The 20,651-nt window shown below is 41.2% G+C and carries 19 protein-coding genes and 1 tRNA gene; 12 read left to right on the forward strand and 8 right to left on the reverse strand.

Translation table 11 applies throughout. From position 1 onward, the window contains the following. Positions 1-115 precede the first annotated feature (115 nt). From NXG61_RS02460 to gabT, 4 genes are all read right to left on the reverse strand, one after another. Complete coding sequence (locus tag NXG61_RS02460; RefSeq protein ID WP_307223671.1) at positions 116-1,375, reverse strand: aminotransferase class I/II-fold pyridoxal phosphate-dependent enzyme; 1,260 nt, start codon at positions 1,373-1,375, stop codon at positions 116-118. Positions 1,376-1,414: 39 nt separating this feature from the next. Continuing rightward, positions 1,415-1,741 (reverse strand): DMT family transporter, encoded by a 327-nt coding sequence (locus tag NXG61_RS02465; protein ID WP_196604377.1) that lies wholly within the window; start codon positions 1,739-1,741, stop codon positions 1,415-1,417. 246 nt (positions 1,742-1,987) lie between these two features. Next, positions 1,988-3,103, reverse strand: a complete 1,116-nt coding sequence (locus NXG61_RS02470) for a 4-hydroxybutyrate dehydrogenase (protein ID WP_307223669.1) — start codon at positions 3,101-3,103, stop codon at positions 1,988-1,990. A gap of 93 nt (positions 3,104-3,196) precedes the next feature. Further along, a complete protein-coding gene (gene gabT / locus NXG61_RS02475) occupies positions 3,197-4,576 on the reverse strand; it encodes a 4-aminobutyrate--2-oxoglutarate transaminase (RefSeq protein WP_307223668.1) in 1,380 nt (459 codons plus the stop codon). A 246-nt stretch (positions 4,577-4,822) separates the two neighbouring features. Here gabT and NXG61_RS02480 point away from each other — a divergent pair, with 246 nt between their 5' ends. The 8 genes from NXG61_RS02480 (at position 4,823) to NXG61_RS02515 (ending at position 12,045) form a co-directional block, all read left to right on the forward strand. After that, complete coding sequence (locus NXG61_RS02480) at positions 4,823-5,995, forward strand: PucR family transcriptional regulator (protein WP_196604374.1); 1,173 nt, start codon at positions 4,823-4,825, stop codon at positions 5,993-5,995. Between the two features lie 229 nt (positions 5,996-6,224). Next, positions 6,225-7,484 carry a 3-isopropylmalate dehydratase large subunit gene (leuC, locus tag NXG61_RS02485; RefSeq protein WP_307223666.1) on the forward strand — a complete coding sequence of 420 codons (1,260 nt, stop codon included), beginning with the start codon at positions 6,225-6,227 and terminating at the stop codon, positions 7,482-7,484. A 75-nt stretch (positions 7,485-7,559) separates the two neighbouring features. Further along, a complete protein-coding gene (locus NXG61_RS02490) occupies positions 7,560-8,057 on the forward strand; it encodes a 3-isopropylmalate dehydratase small subunit (protein ID WP_196604498.1) in 498 nt (165 codons plus the stop codon). Then, positions 8,050-9,120: a 3-isopropylmalate dehydrogenase gene (gene leuB, locus NXG61_RS02495; RefSeq protein ID WP_196604372.1), complete on the forward strand. Its 1,071-nt coding sequence runs from the start codon at positions 8,050-8,052 to the stop codon at positions 9,118-9,120. Before NXG61_RS02490 ends, leuB begins: the two co-directional genes overlap by 8 nt. A gap of 243 nt (positions 9,121-9,363) precedes the next feature. Beyond that, on the forward strand, positions 9,364-9,723 hold the full coding sequence (locus NXG61_RS02500; protein ID WP_307223664.1) for an ArsR/SmtB family transcription factor: 360 nt from the start codon (positions 9,364-9,366) through the stop codon (positions 9,721-9,723). After that, a complete protein-coding gene (gene arsD, locus NXG61_RS02505) occupies positions 9,724-10,089 on the forward strand; it encodes an arsenite efflux transporter metallochaperone ArsD (RefSeq protein WP_307223663.1) in 366 nt (121 codons plus the stop codon). It abuts the gene before it with no gap. Between the two features lie 13 nt (positions 10,090-10,102). Continuing rightward, positions 10,103-11,836: an arsenical pump-driving ATPase gene (arsA, locus tag NXG61_RS02510; protein WP_307223705.1), complete on the forward strand. Its 1,734-nt coding sequence runs from the start codon at positions 10,103-10,105 to the stop codon at positions 11,834-11,836. 23 nt (positions 11,837-11,859) lie between these two features. Then, positions 11,860-12,045 carry a hypothetical protein gene (locus tag NXG61_RS02515; RefSeq protein WP_307223661.1) on the forward strand — a complete coding sequence of 62 codons (186 nt, stop codon included), beginning with the start codon at positions 11,860-11,862 and terminating at the stop codon, positions 12,043-12,045. 260 nt (positions 12,046-12,305) lie between these two features. On the opposite strand, the gene NXG61_RS02520 is transcribed toward NXG61_RS02515, so the two are convergent. From NXG61_RS02520 to alr, 4 genes are all read right to left on the reverse strand, one after another. Then, on the reverse strand, positions 12,306-12,713 hold the full coding sequence (locus tag NXG61_RS02520) for an ExbD/TolR family protein (protein ID WP_196604368.1): 408 nt from the start codon (positions 12,711-12,713) through the stop codon (positions 12,306-12,308). After that, entirely contained in the window at positions 12,700-13,329 is a 630-nt protein-coding gene (locus NXG61_RS02525) for a MotA/TolQ/ExbB proton channel family protein (protein WP_196604367.1), read from the reverse strand. The genes NXG61_RS02520 and NXG61_RS02525 overlap by 14 nt, the downstream gene beginning before the upstream one ends. A 42-nt stretch (positions 13,330-13,371) precedes the next feature. After that, positions 13,372-14,142, reverse strand: a complete 771-nt coding sequence (locus NXG61_RS02530) for an energy transducer TonB (RefSeq protein ID WP_307223658.1) — start codon at positions 14,140-14,142, stop codon at positions 13,372-13,374. A 316-nt stretch (positions 14,143-14,458) separates the two neighbouring features. After that, positions 14,459-15,628, reverse strand: a complete 1,170-nt coding sequence (gene alr / locus NXG61_RS02535) for an alanine racemase (protein WP_307223657.1) — start codon at positions 15,626-15,628, stop codon at positions 14,459-14,461. Positions 15,629-15,781: 153 nt separating this feature from the next. Between alr and NXG61_RS02540 the strand changes: the two genes are divergently transcribed. The 4 genes from NXG61_RS02540 (at position 15,782) to NXG61_RS02555 (ending at position 20,616) form a co-directional block, all read left to right on the forward strand. Then, a tRNA-Val gene (locus tag NXG61_RS02540) sits at positions 15,782-15,858 on the forward strand. A gap of 216 nt (positions 15,859-16,074) precedes the next feature. Continuing rightward, positions 16,075-17,964, forward strand: coding sequence for an ABC-F family ATP-binding cassette domain-containing protein (locus NXG61_RS02545; RefSeq protein WP_231038537.1), 1,890 nt, complete (start codon positions 16,075-16,077; stop codon positions 17,962-17,964). 196 nt (positions 17,965-18,160) lie between these two features. Further along, positions 18,161-18,490, forward strand: coding sequence for a PTS lactose/cellobiose transporter subunit IIA (locus NXG61_RS02550; RefSeq protein ID WP_196604365.1), 330 nt, complete (start codon positions 18,161-18,163; stop codon positions 18,488-18,490). 206 nt (positions 18,491-18,696) lie between these two features. Further along, the gene (locus NXG61_RS02555) at positions 18,697-20,616 is read left to right on the forward strand and encodes a BglG family transcription antiterminator (RefSeq protein ID WP_307223654.1); all 1,920 of its coding nucleotides are present in this window, start codon (positions 18,697-18,699) and stop codon (positions 20,614-20,616) included. Positions 20,617-20,651 lie beyond the last annotated feature (35 nt).

The following is a 20,651-nucleotide window of genomic DNA, read 5'->3' on the forward strand; positions in this document are numbered from 1 at the left end:
ACGGCCTCTCTCAAGTCAGTTCTAAAGCACTGACTTAAGAGAGGCCATTTCTATACTCTGCCCTTTTTTAGTATGCTGCGTATCTTAAACTAAGCAACAATTCCTGAGCAAAAAATTAAAAATCATATTTTTTCTGCAGCCGCTTGAGAACATCAACCAGGCGGTCAATTTGATCCTGCGTATGATGAGCATTCAGCATGATTCGTATAAGTGCATGATCAGGTTTCACTGCGGGATAACGGAACATCGGTACGATCATTTTTTCTTGCAGAAATTCATTATATACACTCACGGCTTTTTCATCATTGCCGATAATAACGGAAATAATATAAGATGATGCATCATTCAAGACAAATTGGAGCTTGGTCAGCCGTTTACGCAGATCCAATGACCGTTCAAGATAACTGTCCATAATTGACGGACATGCCGATAATTTATCCATTATATAACAAATAGTACTGGCTGTAGGCGGCTGAATGGCAACAGTAAATAAAGAAGTGCCCGAAAGAACTTCAAAAGCATGTATATAATTTTCCGGTCCGGCAATAGCGCCGCCTTCCATTCCAACAGCCTTGGAAAAAGACACCATGACGAAAGTAGCACGTCTGAGCTGCGCAAATTCCTCCGCAAAAAGACGGTTTTGAGGACCGTATATCATAAAACCGTTCGCGTCATCAACATAGCTCAGCGCATGATAACGTTCGCACACATCAAACAATTCCCGCATAGGTGCAACAGACCCATCGGCAGAATATACACTTTCAAATATCACAATTATTTTAGTGTGTGAAACCGACAATTTTCTCAATAATTTATCCAGATCTTGCGGATTATTATGTCGAAAAGAAAAAAGCTGCTTTCCGAATTTTAAATGCGATGCTGCCTTCCACAAGCTCCAGTGACAATCACGGTCCAATATAAAAACTGCATCGCTGTTACTGATATTGCAGCTTTCACTGAAGTGAAAATTACAAGACATAGCATTAATAAATCCTACATTTGCCAACAGTCCGCTGGCAAATGAAATGGCGCGCTGCTTTCCCACATACCGACAAAGTTTTGTTTCCATCTCTTTGTGTGCTTTGCAGACACCCTGTGTAACGCGCGAACCGCCTGTTGTCAGTCCATAAGTATCAGCAGCCTCATGAAAATGCCCAAGCACATCTTTTTCCTGATGCAAATCAAGAATATTGATACTGGCAAAATTAATGAAATCTTTATTGTCATATGTTATTGTCGGACCTACCGGTCTGGTTGTCGTTAAAATATCATGAAAAAAACCTTCCTGTAAGGCAGACGTTGTAAAACTTTCAAACCCCCATGAATCTTCCTGCTTTTGAAATATCTTCTTCGCGGGTACAGCCATTTTTTCCATAAGCACCATCCTTAAACATTAGTAATATATAAGCGGTGTTCAGCCGCCAATGTTGATTTTAAGTCCCACAACTCCTGCAATGATAAGGAAAATACAAAAAAACCGCCATAGTTCATGAGATTCTCCAAATAGAATAATTCCCGCCACAGCAGTACCCGCTGCACCGATCCCTGTCCATACGGCATAGGCAGTACCTATGGGAATCTCCTTCGTGGCCAGATCAAGCAGATACACACTGCCCAGCATCGCCGCTGCCGTAAACAGCGACGGCAGCAGAACAGTAAAACCGGCTGTATATTTAAGCGATACCGCCCAAGATATTTCTAAAAAACCAGCTGTTATGAGATAGATCCATTCTAATTGCATACATATTCCCTCTGAAATGTATTCGTGAATATTACTATTATATTCTGTTAAAATGAAATTAATATGAAAAAAAAAATTTTTAACAAAAAGATAAAATGTATTAAAATCCAAATAAATTCATGTTGCAAAATTCATGAAACAAAAATTTCTTATACCAAAAAGCTGACTGCACGAAAACATACAGTCAGCTTTGGTATAAGAAAAAATTTTCTGAAAAACACGTTGCAAATTAAAATAGACATACTTTTAAAAAAGTTTTTGATAGATACCCAATACTTTATCCCTATTGAGCGGCACATAATTATTAGACATAAGACGTCCCTGCTTTTCCATGACAATACCAGTATAACGCGGCAGCTCTTCTTCTATTACACCGTATTCATGCAAAGTTTTTCGTTGGATGATATTTTCCAGCAATGTTTCCAGCTCCGCCAAAACATTATTCGGCGTACAGGCAAGCAGTTTTGCCAAAAATTGTTTTAAAAGCTCAAAGGAACCATCCTGACGAATACTGGCATAAGTCTTATATACTTCAATAAAAAACGCGTAGTTTGCCTCGCCGTGCGGTACGTGCCGCGCCGCCCCCAACGGGTAAGAAAGCGCATGTACCGCAGCGCAGCCGGCATTGCCAAAAGCAATCCCGGCGTAAGTGCTGGCCGTGAGAAAATCCCTGAGCAGCGATGGGATCACTTTTTTACCCTCAGAGGTAATTAATTTGTAGCCCGATATTATTTTCTCTATAGCCGCAGCAGAAAAAATACGTGTAAATTCGGTGGCTTTAGGTGAAGTATAAGATTCTACCGCATGAATGAGCGCGTCCATGGAACTGGCAGCGAAAAATTTGTACGGAAGATTTTGCAGCAGCTCAGGAATAAGAATCGCTTCATCGGCAAAAAGCGCTTCATTGGCAAGACCCAGTTTCGTCTTATTTTTAGTTAGTTCCAAAATCGATATGTCAGTCACTTCGCTGCCTGTACCGCAGGTGGTAGGTATGAGAAAAAGTTTTTTATCCTTTTGCGGCAATATTTCCCCATTAAATAATTTGTCCACAGGAATATTTTGCTTTAACGCAAAAAGTTTGGCGGCGTCAAGAATCGTACCGCCCCCTATGGCAAAAATCCTGCTGATTTTTTGACTGCCTATGATCCTGCTGATGTCTTCGATCATTATGTCAGTTGGTTCACCAACGACATATTTTCTGTAGTCTACTACCAATGCACCTGCAAAAGCGTTGGCAAAGTTTCGTCGGCGGGTACCTTCACTCACAAAAACAAGATCTCCGCTGCCTATATTATAAGAAAGGCAAAATTCTTCTGCGGAAGTACAGACAGTAATTTTGGGCCTGATAAAAAAATTATTCATTTTCGCTCCAAAGAATTTATCCGATGCTTGTTTCTCATATCAATGAAATAAGCATCGGATAATTATTTTCAATCATTATAGTTCAAACAGCCTCTAACAAGCCTGACTGGTTATTTTACTTCCCGTGCATTTTTTTATAGCTGATTCGAATATATCAAGCCCCGCATCCAGCTGCCGGTCACTTATTACCAGCGGAGCAAGAAAACGAATAACATTTCCATGAATGCCGGCATTTTCCAATAACAGCCCATGTTGTGCGGCTTCAGCTATAAGCTGGCCCACAAGCTGCGCATCTGGTTCTTTTGTCGTTCTGTCCTTGACAAATTCGATACCGATCATGCCGCCCATACCGCGTGCATCACCGATGATGTCATACTTTTCCATCCAGTCACGGTAACGTGCCATGACTTTTTTTCCTATTTCGACGGAGCGTTCGGCAAGTTTATCGCGCTGCATTATTTCTATGACCTTCAAAGCTGCCGCACATGCCAGCGGATTACCGCAGTAGGTACCGCCAATAACTCCTCCGGGTACGGACTGCATTATTTCGTCACGCGCCGTGATTCCGCTGAGCGGCACACCGCCCGCGATAGATTTTGCCATTGTTATGATATCCGGCTGCACGCCGGCATCCTGCCAATATTCTGTGGCAAACATACGTCCTGTACGGCAAAAACCGCATTGCACTTCATCCGCTATCAACAAAATCCCATGTGCATCACAAATTTTGCGGACAGCCTTTACCCATTCCAGCGGTGCCGGTATAAAACCACCTTCGCCCTGCAGCGGTTCAACAACAATTGCTGCCACATGCTCTGGATCAGAACAGTCATTGAATGTTTCGTAAAGCTTTTCTATGTAATAGCCTATCGCTTTTTCCTCCGGCATACCTTCCGGTCTGCGGTATGTATAGGGAAATTCGGCGCGATACACTCCGTCCGGAAAAGGCCCCATCCCTTTGGCATAAGCTTTTTTTGCTGTCATAGACATAGTCAGAAGTGTCCGCCCATGAAATGCACCCGAAAAAACAATGATATTGGGGCGTTTTGTAAATGCCTTGGCAATCTTTACAGCATTTTCGTCTGCTTCTGCGCCGCTGTTCGCAAAAAATGTACGTTTTTTATCGCCTTTGACAGGAGCAAGGGCGTTGATAGTTTCTGCCAGCTTCACATAGCCTTCATGCGTGACAACATTGAACATACCATGAAAATATTTATCGGCCTGCGCCTTCACAGCTTCCACCACTTCAGGATGGCTAAAACCGATATTCAGAACACCCACACCGCCAATGAAATCCAAAAACCGATTACCGTCAAGATCTTCAATAACAGCACCTGCGCCTTGTTTTATAACCACGGGATAACCGCAGCGTATAGCACTCGGAACAGCTTCATTTCTTCTCTTTATAACCTGCGCCGATTTTGGGCCCGGCAAACAATTTGTAATTATTTCAGGCATTGCATCTTTCAACATAGACGTACCCTCCTTGAAAAACCAGCATAGTAAAAAACTGCACGCATCAAAGCACACTATTATCCGGTCAGCTTAACTGCGGATAAACAGGCTTCATTGCCGTACAGTTACATGTTTGATATACCTATATAGTAGTCCAGAGACAAGGGCTGTGCAACGGTATGAGAAACTAATTTTTCGCCGATCATTTGTACTTTACGCACAAATGATTTTACTGTATCATGTAAATAAAAACGGAGGATAAAAATGTCCATTCAATTAAAAAAACTTTTTGATGAAACGGCTGAAGTCTATCAACTGAAGCTGCTTGCAGGTTATTTGGGACTGGACAGTGAAATAGTGTGGGTACAATATACAGAGGATATAGCCACCTCTAATTTTCTAAGAGGCAGTGAATTGATCATCACAACGGGACTTTGCAGCAATGATAAAACATGGGTGGGCAGCTTTATCGAAGAACTTATAGCGAGAAGAGCGGCAGGCCTTATTATCAATACAGGAAAATATATTCAACCGCAGGAACTTGACGAAAAAATAATCAATATGTGCAATAAAAATAATTTTCCTCTATTTATAATGCCATGGCGTATACATCTTGCTGATATTATGCAGGATTATTTGAACAGATTATTTTTGGCTACTCAGGAAGAAAATGATATAACTGAACTTGTCCGCATGGCTGTTTTTGAACCAGAAAAAGTCAAACGCTGCGAAAAAGAATTTGAACTGCATGATTTACTGGGAAAACCTTTTTATATGTCTGTATTCAATTTTGAAAATACTGCCCTGGCTAAAAGAATAAAGATCTCGCTTCTCCTGCAAACTAAGAATATGTTAAATCAAATGAAATTGGATTACATTATTTTTTGGCAAAAAAATATGCTTATAATGGTAATCTTTTCAGTGGAAAAGAACGAACTGCAAAAAATAATAACACAAAATATTGCTCTCTATGATAAATCCGTCACTCAGGACAAAGCTCATTGCGGCATCAGCTCATATTATGAAGATGTTCTCAAAATTTATAATGCTTTTCGCGAAGCGGCAATGGCTGCTGCCGTACCTGAAACTGTCCTGCAGAAAAGGACAGCTTTTTTTGATGAACTCGGAGCTTATAGACTGCTTTTCGCTGCCTCGGACAAAGAATTGCTGAAAAAAATACATGACTCGCTGCTCGCTTCGCTTCTTGAATATGATAAAAAACATCACTCCCAATTATACGACACACTTCACATATATCTTTTCCATAATAATAGCTTGAAAATAACTGCCGATATTGCCTTTACTCATAGAAACACAATAAATTATCGTATGGCGAAGGTGCGCAGAATACTCGAATGCGATCTCGGCGATGCCGTTACATGCTTTAATTTAATGATGGCTTTCTATATTGCTGATTATCTGAAAATAATGGCCTAGAAATATAAGGAAAAAGTTACATTCGCTGCTATTAATGCAGCATGCAATCTTGACAAAACGATTATCAATGTACTATCATAGCATACAGGCTTGTTTACATTTTTACAAAAAATACTCTGGCGAAAAGTATTGGTAAAATTATATCTTTTGATGATTTTCATAAAATATGAAACAGAAAATATATTGGTGAGGACAATAGAATATTGCAGAAATAATTGGAGGAATATTTATGGGAATGAATATGACGGAAAAAATTCTTGCCGCGCATGCAGGATTGAAAGAAGCATCCGCCGGACAATTGGTGACATGTAAACTTGATATGGTTCTGGCGAATGATGTTACCGCGCCACCCTCTTTCAAAGAATTTGAAAAAATAGGCGGACCCGTTTTTGATAATACCAAAATTGCTCTTGTACCGGATCACTTCACACCAAATAAGGATATCAAATCAGCCGGTCTTTCCAAGGCAGTGCGTGATTTTGCCAATAAATATAATATCATAAATTATTTTGAAGTAGGCAGAGGCGGAATCGAACATGTTATTCTGCCGGAAAAAGGTATTGTCGCACCGGGTATGCTCACAATCGGTGCCGACTCACATACCTGCACATATGGTGCTCTTGGCGGTTTCTCCACAGGAGTGGGAACGACGGATCTGGCTGTGGCACTTGCCACGGGAGAAGCATGGTTCAAAGTTCCTGAGGCAATAAAGGTCGAATTGACAGGCGATAAACCTGCCGATATAACCGGCAAGGACGTAATGCTCACTTTGATCGGTATGATCGGCGTGGACGGAGCCCTATACAAAACATTGGAATTTTCCGGTGAAGGAGTGCATTCCCTTTCCATGGATGATCGTTTTACCATTGCCAATATGGCTATAGAAGCCGGCGGCAAAAATGGGATATTCCCCGTTGACGAACTGACAATGGAATATATCAAAGACAGAGTAAAAAAACCGTATACCATAGTTGAAGCTGATGCAGATGCAAAATATTGCGATACAGTAAAAATAAATTTAAATGACCTTGTACCCGTTGTCGCTTTTCCTCATCTGCCCGGCAATACAAAAAAAGTGGCTGAAATAGACGATATAAAAATAGATCAGGTCGTTATCGGCTCCTGTACAAACGGACGTATTGAGGATATGCGGATTGCCGCACAGGTAATGAAAGGACACACGGTGCATAAAGATGTACGATGCATCGTTATTCCGGGCAGTCAGCAGGTATATAAGGAAGCTGTCAAAAGCGGCTATATAGATATTTTTATCGACGCGGGCGCATCCGTCAGCACACCTACATGCGGACCATGTCTCGGCGCACATATGGGCATCCTTGCCTCCGGCGAACGCTGCGTTTCAACAACGAACCGCAATTTCCGGGGCAGAATGGGACACGTAGACAGCGAAGTCTATCTGGCCGGCCCACAGGTCGCTGCCGCAAGTGCCATATTGGGAAAAATAGCTCAGCCCGAAGATCTGCGCTGAAATATCAGTAATAGCCGATCGGCAGGATAACTAAAAAAACGGGGTTTATATATATAAGAGAAAGGTTCGATGAATATGGCATTAACAGGGAAAGTATGGCGGTACGGCGATAATATAGATACAGATGTAATAATACCGGCACGTTATCTGATTTCATTTGATCCTCAGGAACTGGCATCGCATTGCATGGTGGATATAGACGAAAGTTTTGCCCAAAACGTAAAAGCGGGAGACATTATGGTGGGTGGCAGAAATTTTGGCTGCGGCTCTTCACGCGAACATGCTCCCGTCGCCATAAAAGCGAGCGGAATACCCGTAGTAATAGCGGCAAGTTTTGCGCGTATCTTTTACCGCAATGGCATCAATATAGGCCTGCCGCTGTTGGAAATAGGCGATGATGTAGAAAAAATAAGCGCAGGTGACCGGCTTAGTGCAGATACTTCCACAGGAGAAATCAAAAACCTCACGACGGGAGATATTTTTCATGCACGGCCTCTGCCGGGTTTTGTTGAGGATATAGCAAAAGCGGGCGGACTTATTAACTACATCAAGGAGAAAAAGATAAATGCCTAAAAATATTGTCGTTATACCGGGAGACGGGATAGGTAAAGAAATAACCGACGCTGCCGTTGACGTTTTAAAAAAAATAGACAAAAAATACGGGATTGATCTGACCTTTTCCTTTTATGATGCAGGCGGTACCGCCTATGATAAATTTGGGGTTCCACTGCCGGATGATACGCTGAACGCAGCTAAAGCCGCGGATGCAGTACTTTTCGGCGCAGTCGGCGGCGACAAATGGGATAATGTCGAACCTCAGCTGAGGCCGGAAAGAGCTATTCTCGGTCTCAGAAAGGGACTGGGGTTATACGCTAACCTCAGGCCGGTGCAGACGATGGATGAACTCATTGATTATTCACCGCTGCGGCCTGATATTGTCCGCGGCACAGATGTTCTGATCGTCAGAGAGCTTATCGGCGGCATTTATTTTGGCGACAAATGCGAACGGGAAGAATATAACGGCACAATAAGAGCATGGGATTTAGAAAATTACAGTATTCCTGAAGTGGAAAGAATCGTTGAACTTGCCATGCAAGCTGCTTTAAAACGCAAAGGCAGCGTAACTTCCGTTGATAAATCCAATGTTTTAGCCACTTCACGTCTTTGGCGAAAAACAGCCGCTAAAGTAGCGGAAAAATATCCTGAAGTAAAGCTGGATCATATGTATGTCGACAATTGTGCAATGCAGCTGGCTATAAAGCCTACGCGCTTCGACGTTATCGTCACCGGGAATCTGTTCGGCGACATTTTAAGCGATGAAGCTGCCGTTTTAGGAGGCTCCATCGGTCTTATGCCGTCAGCAAGTATCGGTGAGAAGACCAGTCTTTATGAACCTATCCACGGATCAGCGCCTGACATTGCGGGTAAGGGCATCGCCAATCCATTAGGGACCATCTTATCAGCGGCATTACTTTTGCGTTATTCACTCGACGCATCAGCCGCAGCTGACGATATAGAAAGTGCCGTCAAAAAAACTTTGTCAGATGGGTACCGGACAGCCGACCTTTTCAGTGCCGGTTCTAAAAAAGTCGATACCGCCGGAATGACAGAAGCCGTTTTAGCAAATATCAAATAAATTATTTCTATCCCAAAACCACATAACTGCGAAAAGGACCTGCCGTCAGCGGCAGGTTCCAGAGTGTAGACAATTCCTAAATCCACCCCCGTATGTTGAAATCATATGGGGGTGGATTTTTTGATACATGTTTTGTAAACGGAAAATAAATTAGTTGTTCAGCTTGTATTTTTACATTAATAATGGTAACATAATCGTATAATTGTTTAAGCAATTATACGATTATGAGAGGAAGATGCATACGTGGAAAAGCTGGTAGAGGTTTTAAAAGCGCTGTCGGATGAAACTCGGCTAAGAATACTAAATCTATTATATGAGCGGGAATTATGCGTTTGCGATGTTATGGAAACTTTACAGATTACGCAGGCAAAAGCATCCAGACATTTGATTTACATGAAAAATGCCGGACTGGTAAAAGATAGAAGGCAAGCACAATGGTCATATTACACTATGCAAAAAGGTAAACATTTGAATTTCATTGACAGTCTGGTTTATGACAATTTGAGAGGTATGAAATTATATCAGGGCGATTTGGAAAATTTAAATAAATGGCTAGAGCAAAAAAACAGTTATTGTGATGAAAATGTAGAGGAGAGATTCTAAATGAAAAAAATGGAAATTTTTGATCCGGCGATGTGTTGTCCTACCGGTGTATGTGGTCCGTCGATTGATTCGGAGCTTCTGCGGATGGCAACGGTAATTAATTCATTAAAAGAAAAAGACATATTTATCAAGAGGCATGGTCTGTCTGGCGAACCGCAGGATTTTGTTGAGAACAAGGTAATCAATGACATTCTTCAAAAAGAAGGAGCCAACGTTTTGCCGGTAACGCTTATTGATGGTGAGATTGCTAAAACGAAGGAATATCCTACAAATAAGGAATTATCTGCATGGCTTGGGGTAGAAGTTGAGACAAAGCAGCCAGAAAAGACAGGCGGATGCTGCTGTGATTCTGATGGGTGTTGCTGATATGATAAATCTTATATACGAACCATTTGCATTAGACAAAATAAATCTCACGAAGTATTTGTTTTTCACCGGTAAAGGTGGTGTCGGAAAAACCTCTACGGCCTGTGCTGTTGCTGTGAATTTAGCGGATCAGGGCAAAAAGGTTCTTTTGGTCAGTACCGATCCGGCATCCAATCTGCAGGATGTTTTTCATACCGAGCTTGACGGCAAGGGCGTTGCGATTGACGGTGTTCCGGAACTTCTTGTTGCCAATCTGAATCCAGAGGAAGCAGCAAGAGCATACAGGGAGTCAGTCATTGGGCCTTATCGGGGAAAATTGCCGGAAAGCGTTCTTATTAATATGGAGGAACAGCTTTCCGGGTCCTGTACCGTCGAGATTGCTGCATTTGACCAATTTTCACATTTCATCACGGATAAGGCAGCTGCCAGTCAGTATGATCATATCATCTTTGATACAGCACCGACCGGGCATACGCTGCGCATGCTGCAACTTCCTTCGGCCTGGAGTGATTTTATCAGTGAAAGTACACACGGGGCTTCTTGTTTAGGGCAATTGGCAGGTCTTGAAGAGAAAAAAGGCATGTATAAGGATGCAGTCAGCAATTTGTCCGATTCAACGAAAACAACGCTGCTTTTAGTTTCACGGCCAGAAAAAACACCACTTCTGGAAGCAGAGCGTTCCAGTATTGAATTGCGTGAACTGGGAATATGCAATCAGCTTTTACTTATCAATGGTGTCTTAGGGGAAGCTTCGGACGATGTTTCGCAAAAAATCCTGAATAAACAGCGTGCAGCCATGGAAAATATACCGCATGGTCTGAAACAACTTAGAACCTTTTCTCTGCCGCTGCGCTCCTATAATATTTTAGGGCTGGATAAGATTCGGGCCTTTTTTCAGAGTGATGCATATGAAAAGATTGCCTCAAAGATAAAAGCAGAAGAGTATCTTTCCATAGATACGTTAATTGAAGATTTGCACAGAACGGGGAAAAAAGTTATCTTCACGATGGGCAAGGGAGGCGTTGGCAAAACAGCGATGGCTGCCGTGCTTGCTTTAGCTCTTGCCGAAAAAGGGGCAAAGGTACATTTAACCTCAACCGATCCAGCTGATCATCTACGCTATATCATTGCGGGAAAAGAAAATATCACACTCAGCCACATTGATGAGGCGCAGGAACTACAGAACTACCAAGATGAAGTATTGCGTAAAGCGCGCGAAACCATGACGGATGAGGATATTGCTTATATTGAAGAGGATTTAAGATCACCCTGTACGCAGGAAATTGCGATATTTAGAGCGTTTGCAGAGATTGTCGATAAAGCAGAAAATGAAGTCGTGGTAATTGATACCGCTCCCACGGGCCACACACTTTTATTATTAGATTCAACGCAGAGTTATCATAAGGAAGTACAGAGAACGAAAGGCGAAACGCCGATTTCGGTGCAGCGTCTTTTGCCGAGACTTCGTGATGCACAGCAGACGGAAGTCATTATTGTTACACTGCCGGAGGCAACGCCGGTCTTTGAAGCGGCAAGATTGCGTGATGATTTATTGCGAGCGGGCATCCAAAACAAATGGTGGGTGGTCAATCAATGTCTTTCTATGACAAAAACGGAGAATCCGATGCTGGTGACACGTGCCAATACGGAAAAACAGTGGATGGAGAAAGTAAGTGAAATCAGCAGTGGTAATCTTGTTGCGATCCCCTGGCTGCAAGAGGCATCAATTGAAAATATCCGCAAATGATTTAAGTCAGGAGGTGAAAAGCAATGCCAATTCAAGTAACCTTGAGTTTAAATTCGAGTAATCCGCAGATGCAAACGAATATGCCTGATATCTATGCTTGTGGCGATTGCATAGAACAATACCACCTTATTACTGGTAAACCGGTGTATCGACCGCTGGAATCAACGGCACAGTCACCGGAGGAAACTTATATTTTAAGGGGATTTTAGAAATCGATATTTTTAAGATTTTCGAGCTGACAGTAGCGTAACCCAGGTTATCAGAGCGCGAGGCAATTAGTCAAGGCTATGAAGATCGTTGTTTCTAACAATATCAAATAAACAGACTTATTATGAGGAAAATGCCATTATTGTTTTTGATGGGAAAAATTTTTCTGGATAATTATAGCAAAAGCACCTGCTACATAGATACAGGTGCTTTTGTCTTCGAGCCGGAATCTACCATCAGCGGCAGGTCCTTTTCGCAGTTATTATTTTTTATCATCAGAAGCAAGGCCGAACCGTGTTATCCCCGCACCCTTCAGTTTATCCAGAAATGACATCAGCTGCGCATAGTCGATATCTTTATCAGCACGTATAACGACTGCAAAATTTGGATTTCTTTTGTTTTCTGCCTGTGCCTGAGTCAGCAGTGTCCCTTCGTCAATCGCCTTATCTTCCAGATACAAGGTACCATCTCTGCGCATGGATACCAGATAATTAACCCGTGCCTGCATTTGGGCATTTTGTGTTTTAGGCATATTTACGGGAATTGTTTTAATGTTTACCATATATAAGGTGCTGAGCATAAAAAATACAAGGAGAAAAAACATGATATCTATCATCGGAATAATCATTACTTCCGGTTTTTGAAAAGAACGGCGGTCACGCAGACGCATTAGTATCACCTCTGCTGTCGCTGCTTTCTATCAGGGAAAAAGTCTGCTCCATATCAGTCACTATATTATCTATTCGCTGCATAAAATAAGCGTGTATGGCAAGTGCCGCGATCGCAACGCATAATCCCATGGCAGTGGCAATAAGAGCTTCTCCCACACCGCCTGTTATCGTGCTGGCCTGGCCTTCCTGCAGATTAAAGACACTGAAAGAGGATATCATGCCGCTGATCGTGCCCAAAAGACCGAGTAGTGGTGCCATCGTTACAATCACGCTGAGATAATAAAGACGGGCGCGCAATTTAGATAATGCAATGCCGGATTGTATTTCAAAAAAGTGCACAGGACTTATGCCTTTACGCATTTTATCCATACCAAGATGCAACAGCAGTGCAAGATCTCCTTTAGTCTGAGCGGTAAGAGTTTTTGCTTCGTCTGTTTTTCCGTTGGACATAAGATGATAAAATTTTTCGGTAAATTTACGCCCCGAATCTGCCTTAGAGAAATAAAGAGCACGTTCTATACCTATAGAAACAACAAAAACAGAGCATAAGAGCAAAATATACATTACAAAACCGCCCTTATGAAAATACTCCAGACCTTGTGCGACGAAATCCATAGAAGCTCCTCCTAATTACTGCCAGATGAACACTGGGTTTTATTAATCATAAAGATTGAAATGAAAATTTTGTTTAATGGTACAGCGTACCGCCCTCCCGTGGGCATTGCGGGCCGGAGAAAAGGTCCACTGACGCGCTGCGGACAACGCCGCCTGATCAAAAGCAGCCTGTCCTGAAGGCGCATCTACAGACACATCTTCAATATTGCCTCCGGCATCTATCGAAAAAAGCACTCTGACAGATCCTTCTGCACCGGATGATCTCATGCTGCCCGGATACGACGGATAAGGAGCATTTAACGCAGACGGCGGTATAACGGCAACAAGCGCATCAGCATCTTCATCTGCGCTGTCAGATGTGCTTCCAGCGTTATTGCCGCTACTGCCGCCCACACCGCCGCTGCCACCATTTTTTGTGACAGCAGAGCCTGATGATCTATTACTATCGTCAGTACCGCTTCCCGACTGCCCTTTCGGTGCAGCCTGACTTGAACCCTTCTCTTTATACTCGGCAGTATCATACTTGAAGCCACCATTCTGCAACGGCGATGTTTTGTAATTCAAGCGTTCACTGTCCTCACCGGTGAGTACAATATCACTCACCGCCGGTGCCGTTTGGTCCGAAGCACTCCCTGACTCCCCTTCTGAACCGCTGTTGCTGTCAGCAACATAAACAACGTTGGCAATATCATTTTGCTGTGGATCATAGATGCGGGAGAAAAATCCAGTAAAGATCAAAAGCAAAAACAAGATAAAATGAAGAAGCATGGAAAGAAACCATCCGGTCCTGCGATAGGATGATGACAGTAACATTATTCCTCCTATATAAAACACATTATTATTTCATTAAAGAACAAAAGCTATAATACATGATATAAAGCTTTGTTTTTTTTGTCAAGGAGAGAAATTTATACTGACTTTTCATACATAAAAGTATTGCATTAGTAAAAGTAATACATAAGCGGCACTATCATATGTATCATTTCTGAAAGCTTTCAGCCTGTAAAAGTATATGTTTCCCTTCTGCCGGTCCTGTTTTTATATAAAACATTTATCCGAGAATAAAGAGAAAATCAATTAGCTGTACAAAAGAAGAAAAAAGATCTAAGCAGAATAATTTTATTTTCTTTCAATATAAATAGTTTCTGTAGAAAGAAGCTATGCCGTTTTGAACATACACACGCGGCAGGCGGCGGGCCATCATGCATACTATTTCATAGTTGATGGTACCCAGTTTCCGGGCAAGTTCATCAGCGGAAATGGCACTGCTTCCCTGTGAACCGAAAAGCACCGCTTCATCGCCTTTTTTCACATTTTGGATTTGGCTGATATCAACCATGCACTGATCCATGCATATGTTCCCCACTACGCTTGCCCGCTGCCCCCCTATCAGCACCTGTGCTTTACCGGAAAGCATACGTGTATATCCGTCGGCATAGCCCACAGGCAATGTGGCAATAGTGCATTCCCTGTCAGCTATAAATTTACGTCCATAACTTACACTATCACCTTTTTGCAGTTTTTTTATGTGCGTTATCCTGCACTTAAAAGCCATTGCCGGTTTCAGCGCCGTCCCTGCAATATCCACTTCGCCTGATGGAGCCAGTCCATAAAGAATTACACCGGCCCGGACCATATCCCAATGGTATTCAGGCAGATCCAAAATTGCGGCGCTGTTGGCACAATGATGTGTGCGGACAGTTACCTTTTCCTCTTCAAGCCGCGCGCATACATAACTGAAACGCTTATATTGTTCTCTCGCGAAACTTTTATCAGTACAGTCGGCCGTAGCAAAATGAGTAAAAATACCTTCCATGACAACATTAGGCAGTTTACTGATTTTTTTTATTTCGGCAATGCTCTCCTCGGCAGGACGATAACCTATCCGCCCCATTCCGCTGTCTATTTTTATATGTAAACGCACATCACGCCGCTGCCGTACCGCCTCATCGGAAAAGGCTTTCGCTGTATTATAATCAAATATAGGTACATCTATCCCATAAAGGACAGCGGGGCGGGCCTGTTCGGCAAACAGCGGCCCCAATACGAGAATAGGTGCAGTAATATCGGCACGACGCAGCTCGATTGCTTCATCGAGTTCCGCTACAGCAAAACGATCAGCACCGTTTTGCAGCAGCAGCTCTGCTACCGCACAAGAACCATGTCCGTAAGCATTGGCTTTAATAACAGCGGTTATTTCCGCATTCTTATCTGTCAGACGGCGGATTTCCCGCATGTTGTTCGCAAGTATATCAAGATCTACCTCCACCCATGCCGGACGTATTTTAGTGATATCCACAAGGATCCCTTCTTCATTTATATTTTCAAGCTACAATTTGAGCAGTACAAAAATCTGATTTGTACTGCTCAAATTGTAGCAGATATGCTGACAAAACAAAAGATTGACAAACAAACAAATTTATAATATATTATTAGGGCAACAATTATTAACGGGGTTATAGCTCAGTTGGTTAGAGTGTTACGTTGACATCGTAAAGGTCACAGATTCGAATTCTGTTAACCCCACCAGTAATTCATGACTTCGCTCCTGCGGAGTCTTTTTTTGTTCAGCCGGATGATCATGAAGCAGCAAACCGTCAGCGATATTTTTCTGACGGTTTTTTTTATTGCTTTTGTTGTTAAATAAACGATATATCCCCATAACATCCCGGTGCCCACTTCTCATGTCATGAACCGAAAAGAAATATGCTATAATTAAGAAAAAAGATAGCAGGATGATTAATTATGATTTTAACAGCGGAAAATTTGGCAAAAAGCTACGGAGAAAAAATATTATTTGAAAATGTCAGTTTCTCTGTGGACACGGGAGACAAAATCGGCATAGTAGGAATAAACGGAACAGGGAAATCCACGCTCATGCGTACTATTGCCAAACTTGTGCAGACAGACAGCGGAAATTTCATCACCATGAAAAACATCCGTATAGAATATCTAGATCAAGACAAAAATCTCAATTTGGAAAACACCGTTCTTACGGAAGCTTTTCATGGTTCTCAGGATATAATGAAGGCTCTCCGTGAATATGAAATGACTCTTTGCGCCCCGGAAAGCACATCTGAAGAAACGCAGCAAAAATTAGTGCGTTTCTCAGAAAAGATTGATGAACTTGACGGCTGGCAGCTTGAAAGCGATGCCAAAGCCATTCTCACCAAGCTCGGCATCACTGATTTTTCTAAAAAAGCAGGTGAACTTTCGGGTGGTCAGCAAAAACGCCTTGCGCTGGCAGCTGCGTTAATACAGCCATGTGATCTGCTGTTATTGGACGAACCTACCAATCATCTCGACATGGAAACTATCGAATGGCTTGAAACCTATTTATCGGGGCTGAAATGTGCAGTTATATTGATTACTCATGATCGTTATTTTCTTGATTCGTCTGTTTCTAAGATACTGGAGCTTGACAGAGGCAGCGCATATATCTACACGGGAAACTACAGTGATTTTCTGGAACAAAAAATCGCACGGACAGAACGGGAAAATGCTTCTGAGCAAAAAAGACAGAATTTCCTGCGCAATGAATTGAAATGGATACGCCGTGGTGCGCAGGCCAGATCGACCAAGCAAAAAGCACGGCTTCAGCATTTTGAACAAGTCAATGCCCAGGAAACTGTTTCTCAGAACGATAAAGTTCAAATTGCTCTGGGAACCAGCCGTCTGGGGAGAAAAATCATCGAATTAGACAATATTTCTTACCAAAGAAATGGCAATATAATACTGAAGAATTTCTCATACACAATACTGCGTAGTGACCGAGTCGGAATTTTAGGTCCAAATGGTTCCGGCAAATCCACTCTGCTTAATCTTATTTCCGGAAAACTCACTCCTCAAACCGGCAGTATAAAAATCGGACAAACTGTAAAAATAGGTTATTTTACCCAAAAAAATACTGAAATGGACGAAGATCTGCGTGCCATAGAATATATAAAACAAGCCGCTAATTATATCACGCTTATAGACAACACACGTATAACTGCATCTCAGCTTATGGAATTATTCTTATTTGACGGGAATTTGCAGTGGACGCCTATCGCCCGACTGTCAGGCGGAGAAAAGAGGAGGCTGTATCTGCTGCGCATATTGATGACAGCACCCAATGTGCTGTTGCTGGATGAGCCGACAAATGATCTTGATCTGCAGACTATGGCCATTTTAGAATCATTTATCGATAAATTCAATGGAGCGATAATTTTCGTCTCCCATGACCGTTTTTTTGTTGACCGACTTGCTGATAAAGTTTTCGCATATGAAGAAGATGGTTCTTTACGGCAATATGCAGGTGGATATTCTTATTACTCAAGAATAAAACTGCAGGAAGACGAAAAAAAAGAAATGAAACTTGAGCCGGAAAACAAAACTGCCTTCGTGAAGAAAGAGAAGCCCGTTTTAGTCCAAAAAAAATTCACTTATAAAGAAAAATGCGAATATGAACAGATCGAAAATATTATCGCACAGACAGAGATCGAATTAAAGGCTGTAGAAAAACAAATGCAGGCAAATGCGGCTGATTATGCGCAAATAAGAGAACTGAATATACAGTTGGACGGCTTGAAAGATAAATTGGATAAATTGCTTGCCCGTTGGGCATATCTGGAAGAAATAGCTGAAAACAGCTGAACTGATTGACCAATATTAAATTTATCCGTCAATTTATTTTTTGTCCACGAATAAAAACAAAGGAGTAAAGAATCTTCAAGGCGAAGTTATACAATAAAAGTCAGGTGCTTTTTTTAAGTGTAAAATGTTTATATGGCTCACAGAAACATTACCGCCGGGAAAATGGCACATAAATCATTTGTTGGGAGGAGTTTTTTTGAAACAGAAAAAGACTGTGGATAATGAAAACGTATGCCTTGAAATCGTAAAAATGGCCAATAGTGCCAAAACAGGCTATTTGCAGAGTATCCAGCTGGCAAAACAGAAAGAATTTGAAAAGGCTGTCGAAAAAATCAACGAATCTGATGAATATTTCAATCAGGCTCATGATGTTCATACACAGATGCTGCAATCTGAAGCTGATGGCGGGAAAACAGATATTGACCTGCTGCTTGTACATGCCGAAGACATAATGATGAATGCGGAAATGAGTAAAATATTCGCTATGGAGATAATGGATTTATATTTGAGATTGTCTGAGAAATAAGTAAAATAATTATAGCGTTTATAAAAAAGCTTATGCAAAATTTGCATAGGTTTTTTTTTGGCAAATTTTCCGCAATGAATTTTGTTTTGCGGAAAATTTATTTAATAAAGAATTTTTGTTAAATATTTTAGGTGTTATAAGGAAAAAACTTAAACTATGTAAAACCATGTCCATTTGTTAGAATTGGTTCATAAAGGAGAGAAAAAATGGATAAGCAAAAAAGGTTGAGAAAAGTATTCGAAATACTGCGAGCATATCCTGACGGTGTCAGCGGAGAAGTAATTTCCGGTCAATTAGGTGTATCTTCAAGAACTATACGCTCTGATATGAAGATACTGGAGAAAATGATACAAGGATATCCAATTTTCATAAATTCTGCGCCGCGTAAAGGATATATGATGGTGTGCGAACAAGCTTTTTTTGCTGATAAGTTTATCAACGATACTTTGGGCCGGAATGCAGTAAATATAAAATGCAGCCATGAACCGGCTGATTATATTGTATGCCGGCTGCTGACCAACAGTTACACCGATACGACCGTGACGCAAACATATCTGGCAGATGAAATGTATATAAGCCTGTCCTCATTAAAATCAAATTTTATTGAATGCAAACAAATCTTAAGCAAATACAATATAAAAATAATGCATTACAAAAAAGATGGCATCCAAATAGACGGAGATGAAAATCAGGTAAGAAACTGCATATTTGACTATATTGACAAAAGCGATTGCTTCGCTGAAAAAATATTTGCAGAAACAGATATGATCTCTATTGATGAAGTGATAAGCAAGGTCTTGAGAGAAAGAGAAATGCAGATTCCCGACACAGACAAGACAAGCCTGTGTATCCACGTGGCAATAGCAATTACACGAGCCCAATGCGGAAAAAGCATTTCTTATCCGATCAGTACAGTGAAAAAAATTGATCAGACCTTTGAATATAATGTCGCAAAGGATATTTTAGAATATTTATACGCCGTACTGGCAATAGATGTTGCTTATAGCGAAGTTTATTACATCACGCAATGTCTTTTGGCAAGCAAGAAATTTTTCAACACAGCTACCTCCGGAGAAAACCTGGAAGCAAAAAAAATTGTATATGCTGTATTGGAAAAAATCAAGCAAGAACTCCTCATTGATTTTATTGATGATGAATATTTAATAGACGGTCTTGTCCTTCATTTGAACATAGCTATAAATCGCATCCAGTTTCATATGAATATACGCAATGAACTCTTGGAAACAATAAAAAATGATTACCCCTTGGCATTTCAAATGGGCGTTATAGCCAGTAAAGTAGTCAAAAATTTAAATAAAATAGATGTGAATGAAAATGAAATTGGCTACATTGCTCTGCACTTTGGGGCGGCGTTAAGCAGAAAAGGAATAAATGAAAAGATCTGCTCTGCCAAAAAAATCATCATAGCCTGCGCGGCAGGGCTGAGTATAGCAGTCCTGTTAAAAGCAAAAATAAAAGAGCATTTTCAAAACCGTTTGGATATATTGGAAGTCATGCCCACCTACAGCATTACCACAGAAATTTTAAAAAAGGTAGATTATATATTTACTACGGTACCAATAGACAATATAAAATCCCCTAAGATAATCACCATAAACAACATATTGCAGGATGACGACATTGCGAAAATAGAAAAAATTGTTTTCGATAACACAAGCATAAATAAAGCATACTTGCAGGAATTTTTAAAGCCGCAGAATTTTTTTACGGATAGAGAATTTGCCAGTAAAGAAGATTGTATCGGTTTCTTGACCGAAAATGCCATCCAAAAAGGATTAATGAGTGAAAAGACAAGAGCCTCTGTCTATGAAAGAGAGGACATATCTTCCACTGCCATAGGAAATATGGTCGCCGTTCCGCATCCTATATATAACGATATGGAAGTTTCTTTCATATCGGTCCTGATTCTCAACAAACCTATACAATGGGGGAATTTTCTTGTTCAAGTGGTGTTTTTGTTAAGTATAAAAAAAGGCGACAACAAATTGTGGGAAACAATCTTCCTCAAGCTGAATGATTATATAAGATCTAAAAATGGCGTTGAGTCAATGCTGAAAAATAAATCATATGACATATTTTTGCATGAATTCAGCAGTATGTTTTGACGCCGTATTTATAAATAAAGGAGCAATATGAAAAA

Source organism: Pectinatus haikarae, assembly GCF_050916305.1.
In the GTDB taxonomy this organism is placed as follows: Bacteria; Bacillota; Negativicutes; order Selenomonadales; family Selenomonadaceae; genus Pectinatus; species Pectinatus haikarae.